Annotated in this window: 17 protein-coding genes and 1 riboswitch; of the genes, 12 read left to right on the top strand and 5 right to left on the bottom strand. The window is 58.5% G+C overall.

The features are described from left to right. Window positions 1-86 precede the first annotated feature (86 nt). Window positions 87-1,751 carry a Hint domain-containing protein gene (locus JK199_RS00885; protein WP_212373086.1) on the top strand — a complete coding sequence of 555 codons (1,665 nt, stop codon included), beginning with the start codon at window positions 87-89 and terminating at the stop codon, window positions 1,749-1,751. A gap of 74 nt (window positions 1,752-1,825) precedes the next feature. On the opposite strand, the gene JK199_RS00880 is transcribed toward JK199_RS00885, so the two are convergent. The 3 genes from JK199_RS00880 to JK199_RS00870 all read right to left on the bottom strand — a co-directional run bounded on the left by JK199_RS00880 (window position 1,826) and on the right by JK199_RS00870 (window position 4,195). Beyond that, entirely contained in the window at window positions 1,826-2,176 is a 351-nt protein-coding gene (locus JK199_RS00880) for a RidA family protein (RefSeq protein ID WP_025827165.1), read from the bottom strand. 31 nt (window positions 2,177-2,207) lie between these two features. After that, window positions 2,208-3,047 (bottom strand): pantoate--beta-alanine ligase, encoded by an 840-nt coding sequence (gene panC / locus JK199_RS00875; protein ID WP_212373084.1) that lies wholly within the window; start codon window positions 3,045-3,047, stop codon window positions 2,208-2,210. A 92-nt stretch (window positions 3,048-3,139) separates the two neighbouring features. Then, window positions 3,140-4,195, bottom strand: a complete 1,056-nt coding sequence (locus tag JK199_RS00870; protein WP_212373082.1) for an aldo/keto reductase — start codon at window positions 4,193-4,195, stop codon at window positions 3,140-3,142. 121 nt (window positions 4,196-4,316) lie between these two features. Then, window positions 4,317-4,564: riboswitch (cobalamin riboswitch) on the top strand. Window positions 4,565-4,692: 128 nt separating this feature from the next. On the opposite strand from JK199_RS00870, the gene cobG reads away from it, so the two are divergent. From cobG to cobJ, 4 genes are read left to right on the top strand one after another with little or no spacing between them, the layout of a single operon-like run. Then, window positions 4,693-5,940, top strand: coding sequence for a precorrin-3B synthase (gene cobG, locus JK199_RS00865; protein ID WP_212373080.1), 1,248 nt, complete (start codon window positions 4,693-4,695; stop codon window positions 5,938-5,940). Then, window positions 5,927-6,556 (top strand): precorrin-8X methylmutase, encoded by a 630-nt coding sequence (locus JK199_RS00860; protein WP_212373078.1) that lies wholly within the window; start codon window positions 5,927-5,929, stop codon window positions 6,554-6,556. The genes cobG and JK199_RS00860 overlap by 14 nt, the downstream gene beginning before the upstream one ends. Then, window positions 6,556-7,281, top strand: a complete 726-nt coding sequence (locus JK199_RS00855) for a precorrin-2 C(20)-methyltransferase (RefSeq protein ID WP_212373076.1) — start codon at window positions 6,556-6,558, stop codon at window positions 7,279-7,281. Before JK199_RS00860 ends, JK199_RS00855 begins: the two co-directional genes overlap by 1 nt. Next, window positions 7,278-8,036: a precorrin-3B C(17)-methyltransferase gene (gene cobJ, locus JK199_RS00850; protein ID WP_212373074.1), complete on the top strand. Its 759-nt coding sequence runs from the start codon at window positions 7,278-7,280 to the stop codon at window positions 8,034-8,036. Before JK199_RS00855 ends, cobJ begins: the two co-directional genes overlap by 4 nt. On the opposite strand, the gene JK199_RS00845 is transcribed toward cobJ, so the two are convergent. Beyond that, window positions 8,006-8,809: a cobalt-precorrin-6A reductase gene (locus JK199_RS00845; protein WP_212373072.1), complete on the bottom strand. Its 804-nt coding sequence runs from the start codon at window positions 8,807-8,809 to the stop codon at window positions 8,006-8,008. The two genes, cobJ and JK199_RS00845, sit on opposite strands and share 31 nt — an antisense overlap. A gap of 157 nt (window positions 8,810-8,966) precedes the next feature. Between JK199_RS00845 and cbiE the strand changes: the two genes are divergently transcribed. From cbiE to cobM, 3 genes are read left to right on the top strand one after another with little or no spacing between them, the layout of a single operon-like run. Continuing rightward, window positions 8,967-10,190, top strand: a complete 1,224-nt coding sequence (gene cbiE, locus JK199_RS00840; protein WP_212373558.1) for a precorrin-6y C5,15-methyltransferase (decarboxylating) subunit CbiE — start codon at window positions 8,967-8,969, stop codon at window positions 10,188-10,190. Further along, the gene (locus tag JK199_RS00835; protein ID WP_212373070.1) at window positions 10,187-10,567 is read left to right on the top strand and encodes a cobalamin biosynthesis protein; all 381 of its coding nucleotides are present in this window, start codon (window positions 10,187-10,189) and stop codon (window positions 10,565-10,567) included. Before cbiE ends, JK199_RS00835 begins: the two co-directional genes overlap by 4 nt. Further along, window positions 10,564-11,316 (top strand): precorrin-4 C(11)-methyltransferase, encoded by a 753-nt coding sequence (cobM, locus tag JK199_RS00830; RefSeq protein ID WP_212373068.1) that lies wholly within the window; start codon window positions 10,564-10,566, stop codon window positions 11,314-11,316. The genes JK199_RS00835 and cobM overlap by 4 nt, the downstream gene beginning before the upstream one ends. Before the next feature lie 8 nt (window positions 11,317-11,324). On the opposite strand, the gene JK199_RS00825 is transcribed toward cobM, so the two are convergent. After that, the gene (locus JK199_RS00825) at window positions 11,325-12,413 is read right to left on the bottom strand and encodes a cobalt-precorrin-5B (C(1))-methyltransferase (RefSeq protein ID WP_212373557.1); all 1,089 of its coding nucleotides are present in this window, start codon (window positions 12,411-12,413) and stop codon (window positions 11,325-11,327) included. A gap of 91 nt (window positions 12,414-12,504) precedes the next feature. Between JK199_RS00825 and dnaE the strand changes: the two genes are divergently transcribed. From dnaE to JK199_RS00805, 4 genes are all read left to right on the top strand, one after another. After that, window positions 12,505-15,924: a DNA polymerase III subunit alpha gene (gene dnaE / locus JK199_RS00820; protein ID WP_212373066.1), complete on the top strand. Its 3,420-nt coding sequence runs from the start codon at window positions 12,505-12,507 to the stop codon at window positions 15,922-15,924. 13 nt (window positions 15,925-15,937) lie between these two features. After that, entirely contained in the window at window positions 15,938-17,359 is a 1,422-nt protein-coding gene (locus JK199_RS00815; RefSeq protein ID WP_212373064.1) for an anthranilate synthase component I family protein, read from the top strand. Then, a complete protein-coding gene (locus JK199_RS00810; protein ID WP_212373062.1) occupies window positions 17,356-18,180 on the top strand; it encodes an aminotransferase class IV in 825 nt (274 codons plus the stop codon). Before JK199_RS00815 ends, JK199_RS00810 begins: the two co-directional genes overlap by 4 nt. A 108-nt stretch (window positions 18,181-18,288) precedes the next feature. Further along, window positions 18,289-18,651 carry a hypothetical protein gene (locus JK199_RS00805; protein ID WP_212373060.1) on the top strand — a complete coding sequence of 121 codons (363 nt, stop codon included), beginning with the start codon at window positions 18,289-18,291 and terminating at the stop codon, window positions 18,649-18,651. The last annotated feature ends 2 nt before the right edge of the window (window positions 18,652-18,653 follow it).

Genomic DNA, 18,653 nt, shown 5'->3' with positions numbered 1-18,653 from the left:
ACCCCCAATATTGTTAGTGCAAGCAAAACATAGAATATCAAAAAAGACACACTCCCAATTCTTTGCGCAAATCAAGGATTGGGAAAATGTCTACCATAAATACTACTAGTGACTGGGGTGACCAATACGATAGTCAGGATGTGACTCTTGATGGCACTTCTTCTCCGATTACAGTAACGGTCAAAGCTGTTCATTACGATGGGTGGACGGAAGGCGATTCATCTAATACTAATTTTCATTCTAATAATATGACGGTTAATGGTAACGTAACATTAAAGGGTGATGGTTATCTTACTGTAAACAATACCGTTACAAACAATAGTTCTTTAACTATTGAAGCAACAAATTTTACTATTGACGGCACGCTAACCGGTAAAACTGTTACGATTGCTAACGGCGGGGCCTTAACTGTAGGCACCTTGACTGCTCCTATTACATTTGGTGCTTCTCCGTCAGGGGCAACAGAATATAATACGCTTACGGTAAAAAATTATGCTGCAAGTGGAACACTTACATTAAATAATTTGTCTCCACGGGATAAAATTATTTTTGATAATGGTCAAAGTACAACTCTCCAATGGGGAGACGATGGAAAGACTATTGTTGATCAGAACGGTACCGTCTTGGCAAATGTTACTTTTGCCGAGGGTTATGACAAAGATGACTATCAGTTTAATGGTGATGTCGTTACTGTCACATGCTTCCTTTCGGGCAGCATGATCCGTACCTGTAATGGGGATGTAGCGGTTGAAGCCCTCCGCATTGGTGATCAGATTGTTGCATTTGACTGGAAGAATAAAAAGGACGTTCTTCGTCCGGTTGTCTGGGTTGGCAAAGCGCGTGCGACGGTGCGGCCGGGTCTGCATGATGATGAAGCCGGGTATCCTGTCCGTGTTCTGAAAGATGCTGTTTCCGACGGTGTGCCTTACAAAGACATGCTGATTACAGCAGAGCATTGTCTGTTTTTTAAAGGCAAGTTTGTTCCCGTTCGTATGCTCGTGAATGGCGCGTCCATTTTTTATGATAAATCCATAACGTCATACGACTACTACCATGTGGAAACAGAGCAGCATTCCGTTATTACCGCCGATGGCATGCTGACCGAAAGCTATCTGGATACGGGCAACCGCTCCTCTTTCCGTCAGGAAGGCCGGGTTGTGGCCCTGCATGGCACAGCCCGCACATGGGAAAAGGATGCGGGGGCACCGCTTTGTGTAGACCGTGCTTTTGTGGAGCCTCTGTTCCGCATGCTGGAATGGCGGGAAGACAGTGTGGCTGGCTGCCAGACTTCAGCAAACGCTCCGGCTCTGACGCAGGATCCTGATCTGCATCTGGTTACGGAAACTGATGCCGTGATCAGGCCCATGCGCAAAGCCGCGCATCATTACAGCTTCATGCTGCCGCCGGGCACACAATCTGTCCGGATTGTCTCCCGCACCAGCCGTCCGGCTGATGTGACCGGCCCGTTTGTGGATGATCGCCGGTCTATGGGCGTGGCCGTTGCGGATATTCATCTGTTTTGCGCCAAAAGTCAGCATGACATCAGTGCGCATCGTCAGGCTGTAAAACCGGCTGGCTGGTACCCGTCGGAAGGTGCGCAGTGTGTGTGGACCAATGGGGATGCGGAGCTTCCGTTGGGTGATTACCTGAAAGAGGGAAAAATGGGCATCCTCTCACTCCAGATTCTTGCAGCGGGGCCCTATATTATCCGCGCTGAGGAGACAGCGGAAACGCAGGTCAAAACGGCCTGATAGTCTGAAGGTCTGAAATGGGATGCAGGGTCTGCTTTTTCTGGCAGATCCTGCATTTTTTGAAGAGTGTAGTGTTATCGGAGCGCGGCAATGCCGGTCAGTTCCACACGCCACTCCGGTCTGGCGAGTTTTGCTTCGACCGTCGCGCGGGCGGGTTTGTTGTCCCGGTCCAGCCAGGCGTCCCATGCGCGGTTCATGCCTGCCATATCGTTCATATCCGCCAGAAAAATCTGCACGGAAAGCAGGCGGCTTTTATCTGTGCCCGCTTTGGCCAGAAGGGTATCCACCTGCCGCAGGATATCGGCCATCTGGCCTTCCGCATCCAGAGTGGCATCATCAGCAATCTGCCCGGCCAGATGCACAAGCCCGTTGTAAATGACAGCGCCGGTCAGGCGTTCTTCGGGGTCAAGACGTGTAATGGTCATGGATGTGTTTCCAGTTTTCTATCCGGTGGTGTCAGGCAAGCGGCATGTTATCAATCAGCCGGATGTCTCCAAGGCTGGCCGCAACAAACAGGCGGGTGCCGGGGTCAGCTTTTTCTGACGGCGCCAGAGTTTTTTCAGATCGCAGGTCCAGATAATGCACTGTAAACCCAGCGTCTTGCAGGGTTTGTGTGCAGCGCTCCAGCGTGGCGGCCACGGGTTTTCCGGCTTTCAGCGCGGCAACGCAATCCTGCAAAGCCTGTGGCAGATGGGTGGCCTGCTGGCGCTGGGCAGCGGTGAGCCGCCTGTTGCGGGAGGATAGCGCCAGATGGTCAGCTTCCCGCACGGTGGGCACGGGCAGAATGGTCACGGGCAGGTCCAGGTCCGTTACCATCCGGCGGATAATGCAAAGCTGCTGGAAGTCTTTTTCCCCAAACGCGGCAATATCGGCACGGGTTTGCATGAACAGCTTGGTGACGATTGTTGCCACGCCATCAAAATGGCCGGGGCGGTCCCCGCCACACAGCATCTTGTCCGGGCCGGAAACAGTAATGCGCGTGCAGAAGCCGGGCGGGTAAATCTGGGTTTCATCCGGGGCGTACAGAACATCCACTACGCCGGTTTGTGCCAGAAGGGCTTCATCCGCGTCCAGACCGCGCGGATAGAGCTGGAAATCATCCGGGTTGTTAAACTGGATCGGGTTGACAAAAATCGTCACAATCCGCCGGGTAGCTTTGCCGTCCAGCGCCTGCACCAGTGTCAAGTGGCCTTCATGCAAAGACCCCATGGTGGGCACCAGTCCGATTGTCTCCCCGTCCTTATGCCACTGAGTGACAATCTCGGTCAGTTCCTGTCTGGTTCTTACAAGCTTCATGACGCATCCCGGTTTGCAGTAAAAGCGCAGGACAGAGGACTACCCGGTCTGTGCACGATTGCCGGGAAATCCACTGTCCGTCCTGGGCCGTCTTACTGTGTTTTCAGGAATGGTTCCAGCAGCACACGGTCTGCCGGGCTGAGCCGGTCTGCCGCGGTGCTCGCCTGATGCCAGTAGGGATAGAGCAGGGGAGGCTGGCTGGCCTGATTAAGGCGGTTGAGCTGGTCTTCCGACAGCGTGAGTTCCGCGGCTTTCAGGTTGTCTTTCAACTGCTCTTCCGTGCGGGCGCCCACAATGACGGAGGTAATGGCCGGGCGATGCATGGTCCATGCCAGAGCGACCTGCGCTGCGGAAACGCCATGCTCTTCCCCAATAGCAAGCAGCACTTCCACAATATCAAAAAGCTTTTCCTTGTCATGCACCGGGGGTTCGCCAAAATTTTCAAGCTGACGGCCTGCGGGTGTTGGCTGGTTACGGCGATATTTGCCGGAGAGCAGGCCCCCTGCCAGCGGGCTCCAGACCTGCACGCCAATCCCCTGATCCACAGCCGCGGGCAGCAGTTCATACTCTGCATCGCGTGCCTGAAGTGAATAATAAATCTGCTGGGATACCGGGGCGATCAGCCTGTTGCGCTCAGCAACGGACAGCGCTTTCATCATATGCCACGCGGAGAAATTGGAAACCCCACTATAGCGGATCTTTCCGGAACGGGTCAGCGTATCAAGGGCTTCCAGTGTTTCATCCAGTGGGGTCTGACCATCCCATTCATGCAGATAATACAGATCAATATGGTCGCGGCCGAGGCGCTTCAGGCTGGCCTCACACGCGGTAATGAGATGCAGGCGGGAGGAACCAGCCCCGTTTGGTCCGTCCTGCGTGCGGAAGCGGGCTTTGGTCGTGACCAGAATTTCCTGCGAGCGCCCTTTCAGGGCTTCCCCCAGAATAGTTTCGGATTCCCCGGAGGAATAGATATCCGCCGTATCAAACATGGTGATGCCCGCATCCAGGCACAGGTCAATCAGGCGGCGCGCCCCGGCTGTGTCGGTATTCCCCGTCTTTGCAAAGTCCCCTTTGCCTCCAAATGTCATGGTGCCAAGGGTAAGGGCAGAAAGACGCAGGCCAGACCGGCCAAGTTGACGATACTGCATGAAGCTGTTCTCCGTGTGGGTGAAGAGTGAACGCGGATGACCGTTTTGAACTGGCAGTATAGAGGGACGTTTTCAAGGGTGTCAGGGCGTTCACTCTGTTTTGACAACCACCAGAGAGCCTGCTTAACAAAGGGCAGATGGTTCCCGTCAGGGGATGAAAAGGGAAGTACGGTGAGAACCCTTCTGTTTCTTGGCCGTCGCTGCCCCCGCAACTGTATGTGACATCAGGCGTGTTTTCCGCACTCTTGTTTTTGGGAGTGTTGACCCACTGGAGCGTGCTCCGGGAAGGGCGGAAACAGGCGAAAACTGCCGGAGCGCCGGGGGTTTTGTGTCATGAGCCAGGAGACCTGCCATCTTTGTGCTGAGTGTCATGTCTGGCGGGGTGTCCGGAGCGTGATGGTGCGTTGGGTCAACGCGCTACTATCTGGTTTGTCCTGATGGCCTTGTGATGAACACCCCCATGCGGCCTTGTGCTGTGTGTTGACTGAAGGGTGTTCATGTCTGCCGCGTTTTCTGCCCCAGTGGTGAAGGGATGGTGCCCAGGTCTGTTTGCCCCCATGCAGGCGGCGGATGGCTGGCTGGTACGTGTACGCCCGCCGCTGGGCCGGATAACCGCAGCGCAGGCGCATCTGCTGGCCAATGTTGCGGAGCAGGACGGCAACGGGCAGATCAGCCTGACCAACCGGGGAAATGTGCAGTTGCGGGGGTTCGCGCCGGAAGCGGCCCGTGCTTTCCCGCAGCGGATGATAGCGGCGGGCCTCGGGCAGGCAGACCCGGATGCTGAACGGCGGCTCGCACTTCAGATATCCCCTCTGGCGGGCGTGGACCCGGCCTGTGCGGGGGAGACGATGCTGTGTGCGGAGGCGTTGAGGGCCGGGTTGATCGGCTCTCCCGCTCTTTCAGCTTTGCCTGATAAATTCGGGTTTTGCGTCGATGGCGGTGGTTTTTTCCCCGTTGGGTCTTTGCAGGCTGATATCATGCTTCAGGCTGTACAAAACCCGGCTTCTGAGTGGGGAGGCTGGCGCGTTGTCTGTGGTGAGGCCCGCTCAGAGCCGCAGGGTTTGTCTGAGGCTGTGCAGACGGCTCTTGCATTGGCGGGTGCTTTTATAAAATGCCATGAGGCCATGCGCCCTTTGCGGGGGCCTGCTATTGCCCAGAGACTGTTTGCAGAAATCGGGGTTGCATGGGTACATGCTGCCAGAACAGAGAGGCAGCACGGTCGTGCGTTGGTTCAGAGGGCCGGACATCTGACAGGCCATCTTTATGCGGTGGCTGCGCCGCTGGGGCGTCTGACGGCAGCAACGCTGCGGGCCTGTGCAGATGTTGCGCAGACCGGTGAGGGCATTTTGCGCATGACACCGTGGGGGAGCCTGATTTTTGGCGGATTAAGGAAAATGCCGGAAATTTCAGGGCTTGTTATGCATCCAAGTGATCCGCGCTTGCGGGTCTATGCCTGCATTGGTGCGTCAGGCTGTGGGCAGGCTTCCGCCGACACAGGGCGGCTGGCGCTGCAACTGGCTCCGCTTTTGCCGGAGGGGATGGAGATGCACGTCTCCGGGTGTGCCAAAGGCTGTGCGCATCCGGGGCGTGCGACAGTCACGCTGGTTGCCGGGGCGGAGGGATATGGCGTGATCCGGAACGGACGCGCGGGGGATCAACCCGTCTGCGTTGTGCCGGAATGTGATGGTGCAAAGGTCGTGAGACAGGTTCTGTCTGAAGGAGATGTTAAAAATGCAGCCTTATGATTATATCCGCGATGGCGCTGCCATTTATGAACGCTCCTTTGCGACCATTCGCGCAGAAGCTGACTTAAGCGGTTTTTCCACCGAGCAGGCCCAGATTGTTGTTCGTATTATTCATGCCTGTGGCATGGTCGATGTAGCACAATCCGTGATGATGACGGAGGATTTTGTATCTTCCGCAAGAAAATCCCTTAAAAAATCCTGCGCTGTTCTGTGTGATTCCGAGATGGTGGCGCATGGCATTACCCGTGCGCGTCTACCTGCGGATAATGCCGTGGTGTGCACCCTGCGGGATGCGCGCACGCCAGACCTTGCGCGGCAGATTGGCAACACCCGGTCTGCCGCAGCGCTGGACTTGTGGGGGGAAAAGCTGGCCGGGGCCGTTGTGGCAATCGGGAATGCGCCTACAGCCCTGTTCCATCTTCTGGAACTGCTGGATGCCGGTGCGCCAAAACCTGCGGCTGTAATTGGTTTGCCGGTCGGCTTTGTCGGGGCGGCGGAATCCAAGGAGGCCCTTGCAAAAAGGCATGATATCCCATGGCTGGTTGTGCAGGGGCGGCTGGGGGGGAGTGCCATGGCCGCGGCGGCTGTCAATGCGCTGGCGAGTGAGGTGGAGTAATGGTGCGCGGAACGCTGCATGTGGTGGGCGTGGGGCCGGGAGACCCGGACCTGATGACGCTGCGGGCTGTTAAAACCCTGCAAGGGGTGCCGGTTGTGGCCTATTTCTGCCGGCATGACACACAGGGGCACGCGCGCCGCATCGCGCACGCGCATATTGCTGCCACAACGCAGGAAATACGGCTGGCTTATCCGTTTACCACCGAAATTTCCGTTAAAGACCCAAGCTACCATATCGACATGCATGCGTTTTATGATCGCTGTGCGGAGGATCTTGCTGCGGTTCTGGAAGAGGGGCGGGACGTCGCTCTGCTGTGTGAAGGGGACCCTTTTCTGTATGGGTCCGCGATGTATCTGTTTGACCGTCTGCATACTCGGTTTGAAACTCAAGTTGTGCCCGGTATTTCCGCCATGAGCGGTTGCTGGTCTCAGGCGGCGAGGCCTATGACGCACGGGGATGATGTTCTGTGTGTTCTGCCTGCTACCATGCCGGAAGAGGCTCTGGTGCACTGGCTGGACAAGGCCGATGCGGCGGTGGTGATGAAGATTGGCCGGAATATGCCAAAATTGCGGAAAGCACTGGAGCAGACAGGCCGTTTGCCGGATGCTGTCTATGTAGAGCGTGGCACGCAACCGGAGGCACGCTGCCTGCCATTTGCGGAACAGGATGGGCCTGCGCCCTATTTTTCACTGGCGCTGGTGCCGGGCAGAAAGGGCGTGCGATGACGGGTTCTGTCAGCATTATCGGGCTTGGTCCGGGGAATGCGCTCCAGCGCACACCGCAGGCGGATCAGGCGCTGAGCCGTGCGACGGATCTGGTGGGATACGGCCCCTATGTGCAGCGGGTGGACGCGCCGGCCTCCGTGGTGCGGCACTGTTCGGATAACCGGGAGGAGTTGGACCGGGCGCGGCATGCGCTGGAACTGGCTATGCAGGGGCGGCATGTCGCGGTTGTCTCCGGCGGAGATGCCGGGGTGTTCGGCATGGCCAGCGCAGTGTTTGAAGCTGTGGACCATGGCCCGCAGGCATGGCGTGCGCTGGATATTACGGTTGTGCCGGGTGTGAGCGCGGTTCTTGCGGCTGCCGCCCGGCTTGGGGCACCGCTGGGCGGTGATTTCTGTGTGATGTCCCTTTCCGATAATCTCAAGCCATGGCCAGTTGTTTTGCGCAGGCTGGCGCTGGCGGCGGAAGCGGGGTTTGTTATTGCGCTCTATAATCCGCGCTCCAAGGCGCGCCCGACCCAGTTGGGGGAAGCGCTTGAGCATTTACGTGCCTGCCTGCCCGGATCAGTCCCTGTCGCGTTTGCGCGGGCCATTGGGCGTGCGGATGAAGCTGTGCGGCTGACAACACTGGCAGAAGCGGACGCTACATGGGCGGATATGAGCACATTGGTGCTGATTGGCTGTGCCGCCAGCCATCTGATCCCGCGCCCGGACGGTGGAGCGTGGCTTTATACGTCGCGCAAGGTCGAGGCAGCCTGATGTGTCTGGAGCCAGAGCAGAGCCTCCGCGGGTGTTTGAACATGCGGGCAGGGCGGGTGGGGCGGACGCTCGATCATAATTACCGGGCACCCCAGAGCACGCGCCGCTTCAAGTTTTGGAAAGGTTGCGGAGCCGCCAGAATTTTTAGTGACAAGACACGCAATCTGATGCGCCTTCATGAGCGCTCGTTCCGTAGCATAATCAAACGGTCCGCGAGCAGAAAGGACAGTCGTACTGGGGGGCAGTGTGGCTGGGTCGGGCGGTTCAATCGAGCGCAGCAGATAAGTATGCTGCGGGGCCATGCAGAAGGGCGCGACCTCCTTGCGTCCTGTTGTCAGAAAAACCCGCAGGGGGCGCTCCCCGAAACCAGCCGGGTCTGCCAGCAGGCTGGCAGCGGCAGTCAGGTTGGTTACAGAATGCCATGTGTCTCCCGGCACAGGGTTCCATGCCGGGCGCTCCAGACGCAGCAGTGGCAGGCCAAGGGTCCCGCAGGCCGTCGCGGCGTGCTGGCTCATGGTGGCGGCAAACGGGTGTGTGGCGTCAATCACGGCCTGAATGGCATTTTGCGTCAGCCAGTGTCGCAGGCCGTTTGGGCCGCCAAAACCACCAAGCCGGACAGCCATCTCTGGCAGATGCGGGTTACTGGTTACGCCAGCCAGAGAGAGGGTAGGTGTAAAGGCGGAATTATGCTCCAGCAGACGGCACAGGCCAGAGGCTTCCGTTGTGCCGCCCAGAATCAGCACGGGCAAAGGGGTTGGGGCGGAGGGGCACATGTAACACTGTATCCTGAAGGGCGCTATTTGTCTCTCCATAGCGAAGAGAGCGGACAGGCCGCAAACTGTCTGCCGAAGGCATGTCTGATGTCTCAGCCGGATTTTCGGGCGAATGACATCGGCCATACAGACAAACTGGCACAGACTGGAGGTGTGGATGCCTGAGGTCTGGCTGACCCTGATTGGCATTGGGGAGGAGGGCGTGGCGGGACTGAGTGCTGCCGCCCGCACACTGGTCTCGCAGGCTCCCTATGTTGTAGGGGGCGCGCGGCACCTTGCTCTGGCGGCTGAGCTGATTCAGGGAGAAACGCTGGTCTGGCCGTCTCCTTTTCAAAACGGCATAGATGCTGTTCTGGCGCGCCGTGGCTCACCGGTTGTGGTGCTGGCCTCGGGCGATCCGTTTTTTTATGGCGTTGGCGCAACGCTTGCCCGGCATGTGCCGCCGCAAGAGATGCTGTGTCTGCCTGCTCCATCCTGCGTTTCTCTGGCTTGTGCGCGGCTGGGTTGGGCCTTGCAGGATTGCCGGGTGATTTCCCTCTGCGGGCGCTCCCTGCACCGGATGCGGCCATTTTTGCAACCCGGCGCACGTCTGCTGGTGCTGTGCGCGGATGAACAGTCTCCGGCACACGTCGCTGCATGGCTCACGGAAGAAGGTTTTGGGCGAACGCTCTGCCATGGTCTGGAAGCATTGGGTGGCTCGGCCGAGCGGCGTTATGACTTTGTGGCGCGAGAGGGGGTGCCCGGCACGCCGGGGCGGCTGTCCCTGCTTGCGCTGGAAAGTGTGCCGGATAAACGCACGTTTAGTCTGCCTCTGGCGTCTGGCCTGCCAGATTCCTGCTTTGAGCATGACGGGCAGATGACAAAGCGGGAAATCCGTGCAGTGACCCTCTCTTCTCTCGCTCCGCGGGCCGGAGAGGTGTTGTGGGATATAGGCGGTGGTTCTGGTTCCGTTGGTATTGAATGGATGCTGGCGGACCAGACCTGCCGCACCATTACGCTGGAACCTGTGCCAGAGCGTGCCGCGCGGATTGCCCGGAATGCGCTGCATTTGGGTGTGCCTGATTTGCAGGTTGTGGTGGCACGCGCACCTGAGGGTTTAAAAAATCTTCCCTGCCCTGATGCTGTGTTTGTCGGAGGGGGTGCAAGCCGTGCCGGGGTGCTGGAGGCAGCGTGGACGGCCCTCAAACCCGGTGGCCGCATGGTGGTCAATGCCGTGGTGATGGAAACGGAAGTGCGGCTGATGCAGGCCGTGCAGGAATGGGGCGGCAGTCTGACGCGCCTTGCCGTGTCCCGTATGGAAGATGTTGGCCGCCTGCATGGTTTTCGTCCGGCCATGAGTGTCACGCAATGGGTGGCATGGAAACCGGATACATCGTTATGAGTGTTGTGGGTATGGGGTGGTGCAGCACAGCCAGCGCGTCTGATGCAGCCGGGTTTATCAGGCAGACGGTCCGTGAAAGTGGGGCTACCGCCCTGACCCGGCTGGCCGTGCCCGGTTTCCGGCAGGGAGACCTGTTTCCGGAACTGGTCGCTGCGGCGCTGGAGATTCCCGTGTTCTGGGTGCCGGAGAACGCCTTGCAGGCTGTGCAGGCGCTTTGTCAGACTATTTCGCAAAAATCTTTGCAGAAAAATGGGTTTGCTGCGGTAGCGGAGGGTTGTGCGCTGGCCGGAGCAGGGCCTGGCGCGTGGCTGCGAGCACCTCGGCAGACTTATGCTGGGATAACCTGCGCGGTGGCGGAAAGAGAGGGGATAGAATGACCGTTTATTTTATTGGAGCAGGGCCGGGTGCGGCTGATTTGCTGACACTGCGCGGTCGCGATCTGCTCGCCCGGTGCCCGGTCTGCCTGTATGCAGGCTCCATTGTGCCGCCGGATATGCTGAAATTCTGCCCCGAGGACGCTCGTCTGGTGGATACCGCGCCGCTTTCTCTGGATGAAATTGAGGCGGAATATGCCAAAGCGCACGCGCAGGGGCAGGATGTTGCCCGCCTGCATTCCGGGGATTTGTCCATCTACAGCGCGGTTGCGGAACAGACGCGCAGGCTGAACCGGCTTGGTATTCCGTGGAGCATGGTGCCGGGTGTGCCCGCTTTTGCTGCTGCGGCATCCGTGCTGGGGCGGGAACTGACAATGCCCGGCGTGGCCCAGAGCGTGGTGCTGACCCGCATGACAGGCCGGGCCTCCGCCATGCCGGAGCGTGAAAAGCTGGAAGCGTTTGCCGCTACCGGAGCCACACTGGCTATCCATCTGGCCATTCACGCGCTGGAGAAAATCGTTCAGGCGCTGACGCCTTTTTACGGAGCTGAGTGCCCGGTTGCGATTGTGGCGCGCGCCACATGGCCAGATCAGCTTGTGCTGCGGGGCACGCTCGGCACGATTGAGGCAGAGCTTGCGCAGAACCCGGTAGAACGGACAGCTCTCGTTCTGGTCGGGCCAGCACTTGCGGAACAGGACTTTCGGGAAAGTGCCTTGTATGACCCGGATTATCGGCGGCGTTTCCGCAGTTAGATGCACCTTCAGGGCTGGGTAGGCCCGGCCTGCCCCACACAGCGTCCTGTCCGGTCAAACACCATGACATCTACGGTGCAGGGGGCTGGCATAAGCGTTTCCAGAACAGTGCACAAAGCAGACTGCGCGATGAATGACCCCAGCGGGATTTCCGCTGCGGTGGCGAGCAGAAAGGCTTCGGCCACTGTGGGGCAGGTGGCAAGGGAGGCTGTGAGCGATGCGGATGCGCCTCCTGTCGCGGCAAGCTGCGCCAGTGCGGCCATATCAGCCTGTCCACGTTTGGAATGGAGGTCCAGCCTGCCCTGACCAAGCTTGGTCATTTTGGCAATGCCACCTGCAATGGTCAGGCGTGGCACGGGGTGGCGGCGGAGATATTTCAGGAAACCGCCGGCAAAATCGCCCATTTCAATCAGGGCGGTATCCGGCAGGTTATAGAATTTCTGCACCGCTTTTTCTGAAACATTGCCAGTCGAGGCCGCCAGATGCGTCAGTCCTTCGGCACGGGCCACGTCCACGCCCCGATGAATGCTGTCAATCCACGCCGCGCAGGAAAAGGGGACAACAATTCCGGTTGTGCCCAGTACGGAAAGGCCACCCATAATCCCCAGACGGCTGTTAAGCGTGCGCTCCGCCAGTCGCGCGCCGTCTGCTATGGAGAGCGTGATTTCTGCATCGGGCAGTAGTCCGCCGCTGGCTTCGGTCAGGGCTATGCGGATCATGGCGCGCGGGGTGGGGTTAATGGCAGGCTCACCCGGCGGAAGGGGCAGGCCGGGGCGCGTGACTGTGCCAACACCGGGCCCGGCACAAAACCGCACGCCAGAGCCTTCCGGCAGACGGCGGACTGTGGCGCGGATAATGGCCCCGTGCGTGATATCCGGATCATCCCCGGCATCCTTCACAACCTCCGCAAAGGGGTGGCCGTTATGCAGGCCGGTGCGGCAAATGGCAAAGGCAGGGCGCTGGCCGCCGGGGAGAGTGATGGTGACACAGGCCGGGGCTTCGTGCCCTGAGAGGATCAGCCACGCCGCTTTTGCGGCGGCTGTCGCGCAGCTTCCGGTGGTCCAGCCCCGGCGTAAGTCTGTTCCTGTCTGCTCCATAAGGCGGTTGTAAAGCATCCGGCTGTTGTGCGGTATCCAGATAAGCATTTGTAAGGTGACGTACAGGCGGCTGGGTGTGATAGAAAGGGGCATGTCTTATGCCGATTTCGTCCATCTCCGTGTTCATTCCGCCTACTCCCTGAGTCAGGGGGCCATCCGCGTGCCAGAGATGGTCTCCCTGACCAAAGAGATGCGGATGCCTGCCGTGGCCATTACGGATTCGGGCAATCTGTTCGGGGCGCTGGAGTTCTCGCAATATACCAGCAAGAGCGGTATTCAGCCGATTATTGGCTGCCAGCTTGGCCTGCCCTCACGCAATGACAAGCCGGGCTCCCCGTCCGAGCCGATTGTTATGCTGGCGCAGGACGAGGTGGGGCTGGCAAATTTGCAATATCTGTCCTCCACAGGCTTCAGAGAGTCGGACCCGGCGGACCCGGTTATCAGCATGGATGTTCTGTGTGGCCATTCTGAAGGGCTGCTGCTGCTGACAGGCGGCACACGCGGGCCGGTTTTTCAGATGCTGGCGGACGGGCAGAGGGATGAAGCCGAACGCTGGCTTGCACAGGCCAGGGAAGCCTTTGGAGACCGCCTGATTGTGGAGTTGCATCGGCATAACCTGCCGGTGGAAAAAGCGGTGGAACCGGGTGTGCTGGCACTGGCCGACCAGTTCGGTCTGCCGCTGGTGGCAACCAATGAATGTTTTTTCCCTCGCCCGGAAATGTATGAAGCGCATGACGCGTTGATCTGTATTGCGCAGGGCCGCACCATGGCGGAGCGCGACCGCTGGCGCGTGACGCCGGAACACTGGTTCAAACCGCCGGAAATGATGCGCGCGCTGTTTGCCGACCTGCCGGACGCCTGTGATAACACGCTGGAAATAGCCCGGCGCTGCGCGGTAAAAGTGGAAACGCGCAAGCCTCTTCTGCCAGTTTGTCCAAAAGTGCGTGAAGGTGCGACTGAGGATGAAACCCTGCGCGCCATGGCGTGGGAAGGGCTGGAAAAACGCCTGTCCGGCATGAGTATGGATGAGGAAACCCGCCAGAAATATAAAGACCGGCTGGCGTTTGAGCTGGATATTATTTCCAGCATGGGCTTCCCCGGTTACTTCATGATCGTTGCGGACTTTATCCAGTGGGGGAAGGCGCATGATATCCCGGTGGGTCCGGGCCGTGGGTCCGGCGCAGGCTCTCTGGCCGCATGGGCGCTGACCATTACGGATATTGACCCTATTCCCTTCAACCTGCTGTTCGAACGGTTTCTGAACCCCGAACGTGTGTCCATGCCTGACTTTGATATTGATTTCTGTCAGGACCGGCGTGACGAGGTGATTGCCTATGTACGCCGGGAATACGGGCCGGACCGCGTGGCGCAGATTATCACTTTCGGAAAGTTGCAGGCGCGCGCAGCGGTGCGTGACGTGGGGCGTGTGCTGGGCCTGCCTTACGGCATGGTGAACCGCGTTGCGGAACTGATCCCCAACAACCCTGCCAAACCGACTACGCTGAAGGAAGCGATTGCCGGGGAACCCAAACTTCAGGAAATGCGCGACAATGATGAAGCGTTGCGCCGCCTGCTGGAAATTGGGCAACAGATTGAAGGGCTGTTCCGCCATGCCAGTACGCACGCCGCAGGCGTGGTGATTGGGGACCGGCCTTTAGTGGAGCTTGTGCCGCTCTATCGAGACCCGAAAAGTGATATGCTGGTCACCCAGTATAACATGAAGTTTGTTGAGCAGGCCGGTCTGGTCAAGTTCGACTTTCTGGGTCTGACAACACTGACCATTTTGCAAAGGGGGGTTGGCTTCCTCAAAAAAATGGGCATTGAGGTTGATCTCAGCCGTATTCCTCTGAACGATGCCGCGACGTATGAAATGCTCAGCAAGGGCGATACCGCAGGCGTGTTCCAGTTTGAAGGCGCGGGGATGCGGGATGTTCTTAAACAGATGCGTCCCACCCGGCTGGAAGATCTGATTGCGGCTGTGGCGCTGTACCGCCCGGGCCCGATGGCGAATATTCCTGATTATTGCCGCAGAAAACACGGGGAGGCATGGGAGCCGCCCCACGAGGAAATCCGCGATATTCTTGAAGAGACCTATGGCATCATGGTCTATCAGGAACAGGTGATGCAGATCGCCCAAAAAATGGCGGGCTACAGCCTTGGCGGCGCTGACCTGCTGCGGCGCGCCATGGGTAAGAAAATTCGTGCGGAAATGGACACCCAGCGCGAGATTTTCACGGAAGGGGCGACAAAGCGCGGGATTGACCGCGATAAAGCTGTTGAGGTGTTTGACCTCATGGCGAAATTTGCTGACTACGGCTTCAATAAATCTCATGCTGCAGCGTATGCGCTTGTCTCCTATCAGACAGCATGGATGAAGGCGAATTATCCCGTGGCGTTTCTGGCGGGCTGTATGTCTCTGGCGCGGGAGCGCACGGAAAAGCTGGCGGCACTCCGGCAGGAAGCCGAGCGCATGGGGATTAAGGTTCTGCCGCCAGACGTGAACAAATCCGAAGCCGATTTTTCGGTCGAGACGCTGCCGGATGGCACACATGGTATTCGCTATGCATTGGCGGCGGTTAAAAAGGTCGGCTTCAGCGCCATGGAAGCTCTTGTGGCAACGCGTCGGAACAAGCCGTTTAAAGATCTGGCAGATTTTGCCATGCGGATTGACCCGAAGCAGATCAACCGGATGCAGATGGAAAATCTGGCCAAAGCCGGTGCGTTTGAATGTCTGGATAAAAACCGGGCACTGGCTTTTAATTCAGCCGATACGATTTTGCGGCGCGCGCAAAGTCAGGCGCAGGAAGCTGCGTCCGGGCAGATTGGTCTGTTTGGTGGTGGCGGCCATGTGGAACCGCTGCGTCTTGCCAAATGTCAGGACTGGCCGGAGTTTGAACGTCTGGCGATGGAGGCCGAGGCGATTGGCTTCCATATGACGGCGCATCCGCTTGATTCCTATGGCACCGTGTTGCGGCGGCTGGATGTAACCCGCTGCTCCGGCCTGCTTTCCGCCGCGGAAGCAGGGGTTGGGCGTGTGCGGATTGCAGGCTGCGTAGTGGACCGTAAGGAGCGCCCGACCCGTACCGGCAATAAAATGGCATGGGTCCGGCTTTCTGATTCCTCCGGTGGGTGTGAAGTTACACTTTTTTCCGAAGTGCTGACCCGTGTGCGGGACAGTCTGACAGCCGGAACAGCAGTTCTGGTCACAGCCGACATGAAGCTGGAAGGTGAGGCAATGCGCCTGACCGCAACGGATGTTGTAGAGCTTGAACAGGCCGCAGCGCAGGCAAAAAGTGAGTTGCGGATCTGGGTGGAGCAGGAAGATGCTCTGCCACGCCTGAATGAAATTCTGACAGAGCAGAAAGGCGGCTCCAGCCGCATCGTGCTGCTGCCGGGTGTTGCGGAAACCTGTGACGTGGAAATCCGTTTGCGCGGCGGCTATCGGGTGACGCCGCTGCTGGGGCAGAAGCTGAAAATGCTGGAAGGAATTTCCCGCGTCGAGCAGGTTTAGGGGCGCGACAGTTATGGTAACCGTACGCCTCTGGGCGCATGAACTGCTCTGGCGTGAGCCGGAGACTGTCTTTGCTGCGTGGGGTGATGCGCCCTGGTGTGCGTTTCTGGATAGTGGCGGCCCGGTAGAAGAGCGTGGCCGCTGGCAGATTTTCTGCTGCACACCCCGCCAGACGCTGGTGGTGCAGGACGGGCAGATTCTGACCAATGCTGAAGATGGCGTCCCTTTTACGCCTGATGCGCTTTTTGAACGGTTACGGCATGGTATGCCCGAGGCCGTGGGAGACGGAGGGAGAGAGGCGGATGGGCTGGACGATATCCGGCTGCCATTTTTCGGGGGCTGGGTCGGGTTTGCCGGCTACGGGCTGGGGCAGAAGCTTGAGAAGATTGCTGGGTGCCGTCCTGTGCAGGCTGAGCCAGATTTTGCAGCCGGTTTTTATGATCATGCTTTTATCTGGGATCGTTTTTCAAAACGGTCTTTTGTTGCGGGTCTGGCGTTTGAGGAAGGCGCTCTGAACATCAGGAGCCTTTGTGCTCCGTATAGTGCGGCATGGGCTGCGCTACCGCATGCGGTTCCCGTCATGCCTGAGGTGCCGGATGTGCAGTTTGCGGCAGATCAGTCCCGCGCCGCTTATTGTCAGGCTGTAGAGCGCGCCAGAGCGTATATCGCCGCAGGAGATATTTTTCAGGTCAATATCACAGGCCGGTATTCTGCTGAATTTCCCAGAGAGTTTCCTGATGTTGCACTGTATCTCGCTCTGCGGAAGCAGGCGCCGGCTCCGTTTGGGGCGTATCTGTCCTGCGGTGAGGGATATGCCCTCCATTCGTCTTCGCCGGAACGGTTTTTGCAGTGTGATACAGAGGGCGTTGTAACGTCCCGCCCTATCAAGGGCACGGCTCCGCGCGGGCAGACGCCGGAAGAGGATGAGGGTTTTGCGGCCTCTCTGAGTCAGGATGAGAAGGAACGTGCGGAAAACCTCATGATTGTTGACCTCATGCGGCATGATATTGGCCGTGTGGCGCGGTTAGGCAGCATGGGGGTGCCGGAGTTTCTCAAAGTGGAACGCTTTGAGCATGTGCATCATCTGGTGTCTGAGGTGCGGGGTGTGCTGGATGCGGGGCGTGATGTGTTTGACCTGTTGCAGGCAACGCTGCCACCGGGGTCTGTCACGGGGGCGCCAAAGCATCGCGCGATGGACATTATTGAAGAACTGGAGGCTTCTCCCAGAGGGGCCTATTGCGGAAGTGTTCTGTGCCTTGGTGTTGATGGGCGTCTGGAAAGCTCTGTGATTATCCGGACACTTATCCGAAAAAGTAACTCTGTGACACTGGCTGCGGGTGGCGGGATTACTATTCTGTCCGATGCAAGCAGGGAATATGCGGAAATGCGTTTGAAACTAGCACCATTTTTTGCCCTTTTTGGTGCCGCAGCATGATGTTTGTGTGGCTGAATGGGCAGATCTGCAACGCGACAGAGGCGCATGTCAGTCTGGCGGACCGGGGCCTGACGCTCGGGGACGGCTTGTTTGAAACCTTCCGTGTTAAAAATGGTCGCGTTCTGCATCTGGATTTGCATATGGAGCGCCTGCAAAATGGTGGGGCTGTGCTGGGGCTGCCTGTTCCGGACATGGACTATGTGGCGCAGGCGGCGCAGAGCCTTCTGGACGCAACTGGCCTGCAAAACGGCTCTGCGCGTCTGACAGTCACGCGGGGTGTGGCACCGCGTGGCGTGCTTCCGCCACAACATTGCACGCCCACGGTTTTTATGACGGTCGCGGAGGGTGCGGCGAGGGTTTCAGACGTTTCTCTCATGACGGCGCAGACTGTGCGGCGGGATGAGCTTTCTCCGTTAAACAGAGTGAAAAGCCTGAACTACCTGCCCAATATTCTGGCGCGGCAGGAGGCGGCGCAGGCCGGGTGTGATGAGGCGTTATTACTGAATATGCAGGGTCGGGTTTCTGAAACAACGATTAGCACTTTGGTGATTCAGGAGCAGAACAGGTTTGCAACCCCCCCTGTTTCAGAGGGTGCTTTGCCGGGTGTCGCACGCGCGGTTTTGCTGCGGGCAGGGCTTTTGCAGGAGGAGCGTCTTGCTCGGGAACGCCTGAGGGCTGCGGACGCGGTTTATCTGATTAATAGCCTGAGTGTGCGGCGTGTTCAGGTTTTTGATGGACAGTCTGTCAGCCAGTCTTCTGCGGGCTTGCGGCGGCTGTGTGCGGCGCTGGATGTTCCACTTCCTGAAGGCATGGGGGCCTGAATAAGCGGACGGCACAGGCAGCCCGATATAAAACGGTGCGCAACCTTCCTGACGACGCACCGTTAGAAAACTGAGCTTGTTGTTAGATCAGTTAAAAAGGAGGGCTCCATGCCTTCAAAACTTCATTCCATGACTCTGGCTGTTTCTCTGCTGGTTGCTCCGGCGATTGCGATGGCACAGGCTACAGAAACCGCACCAACGCAGGGCACGCCGACGGCAAATTCAGCCGCGTCTCAGGTTGGTAAGGCCCCGCCTGCCGCGCAGGATGAAAACGGCAAGCGGGTGGAACCCTCACAGAAGCTATGGAATAACCCGCGCACTGAGGCTGAACAGCCCGGCACACAGCCCCCTTCAAATGGCGGTAACGGGTCCGATAGCCGCACGCTTTCTGGTAGCCAGACGGAAAAGCCCAGCCAGCACGCCAAAGGCGGTAAGCATCACGCCGCGCCGCATACGCCGAAACACTCCTGAAA

The sequence above is a fragment of the Acetobacter persici genome (genome assembly GCF_018256955.1).
In the GTDB taxonomy this organism is placed as follows: Bacteria; Pseudomonadota; Alphaproteobacteria; order Acetobacterales; family Acetobacteraceae; genus Acetobacter; species Acetobacter persici.
Note: the sequence above shows the minus strand (reverse complement) of the source record. Positions and strands in the feature narration are given on the sequence as shown.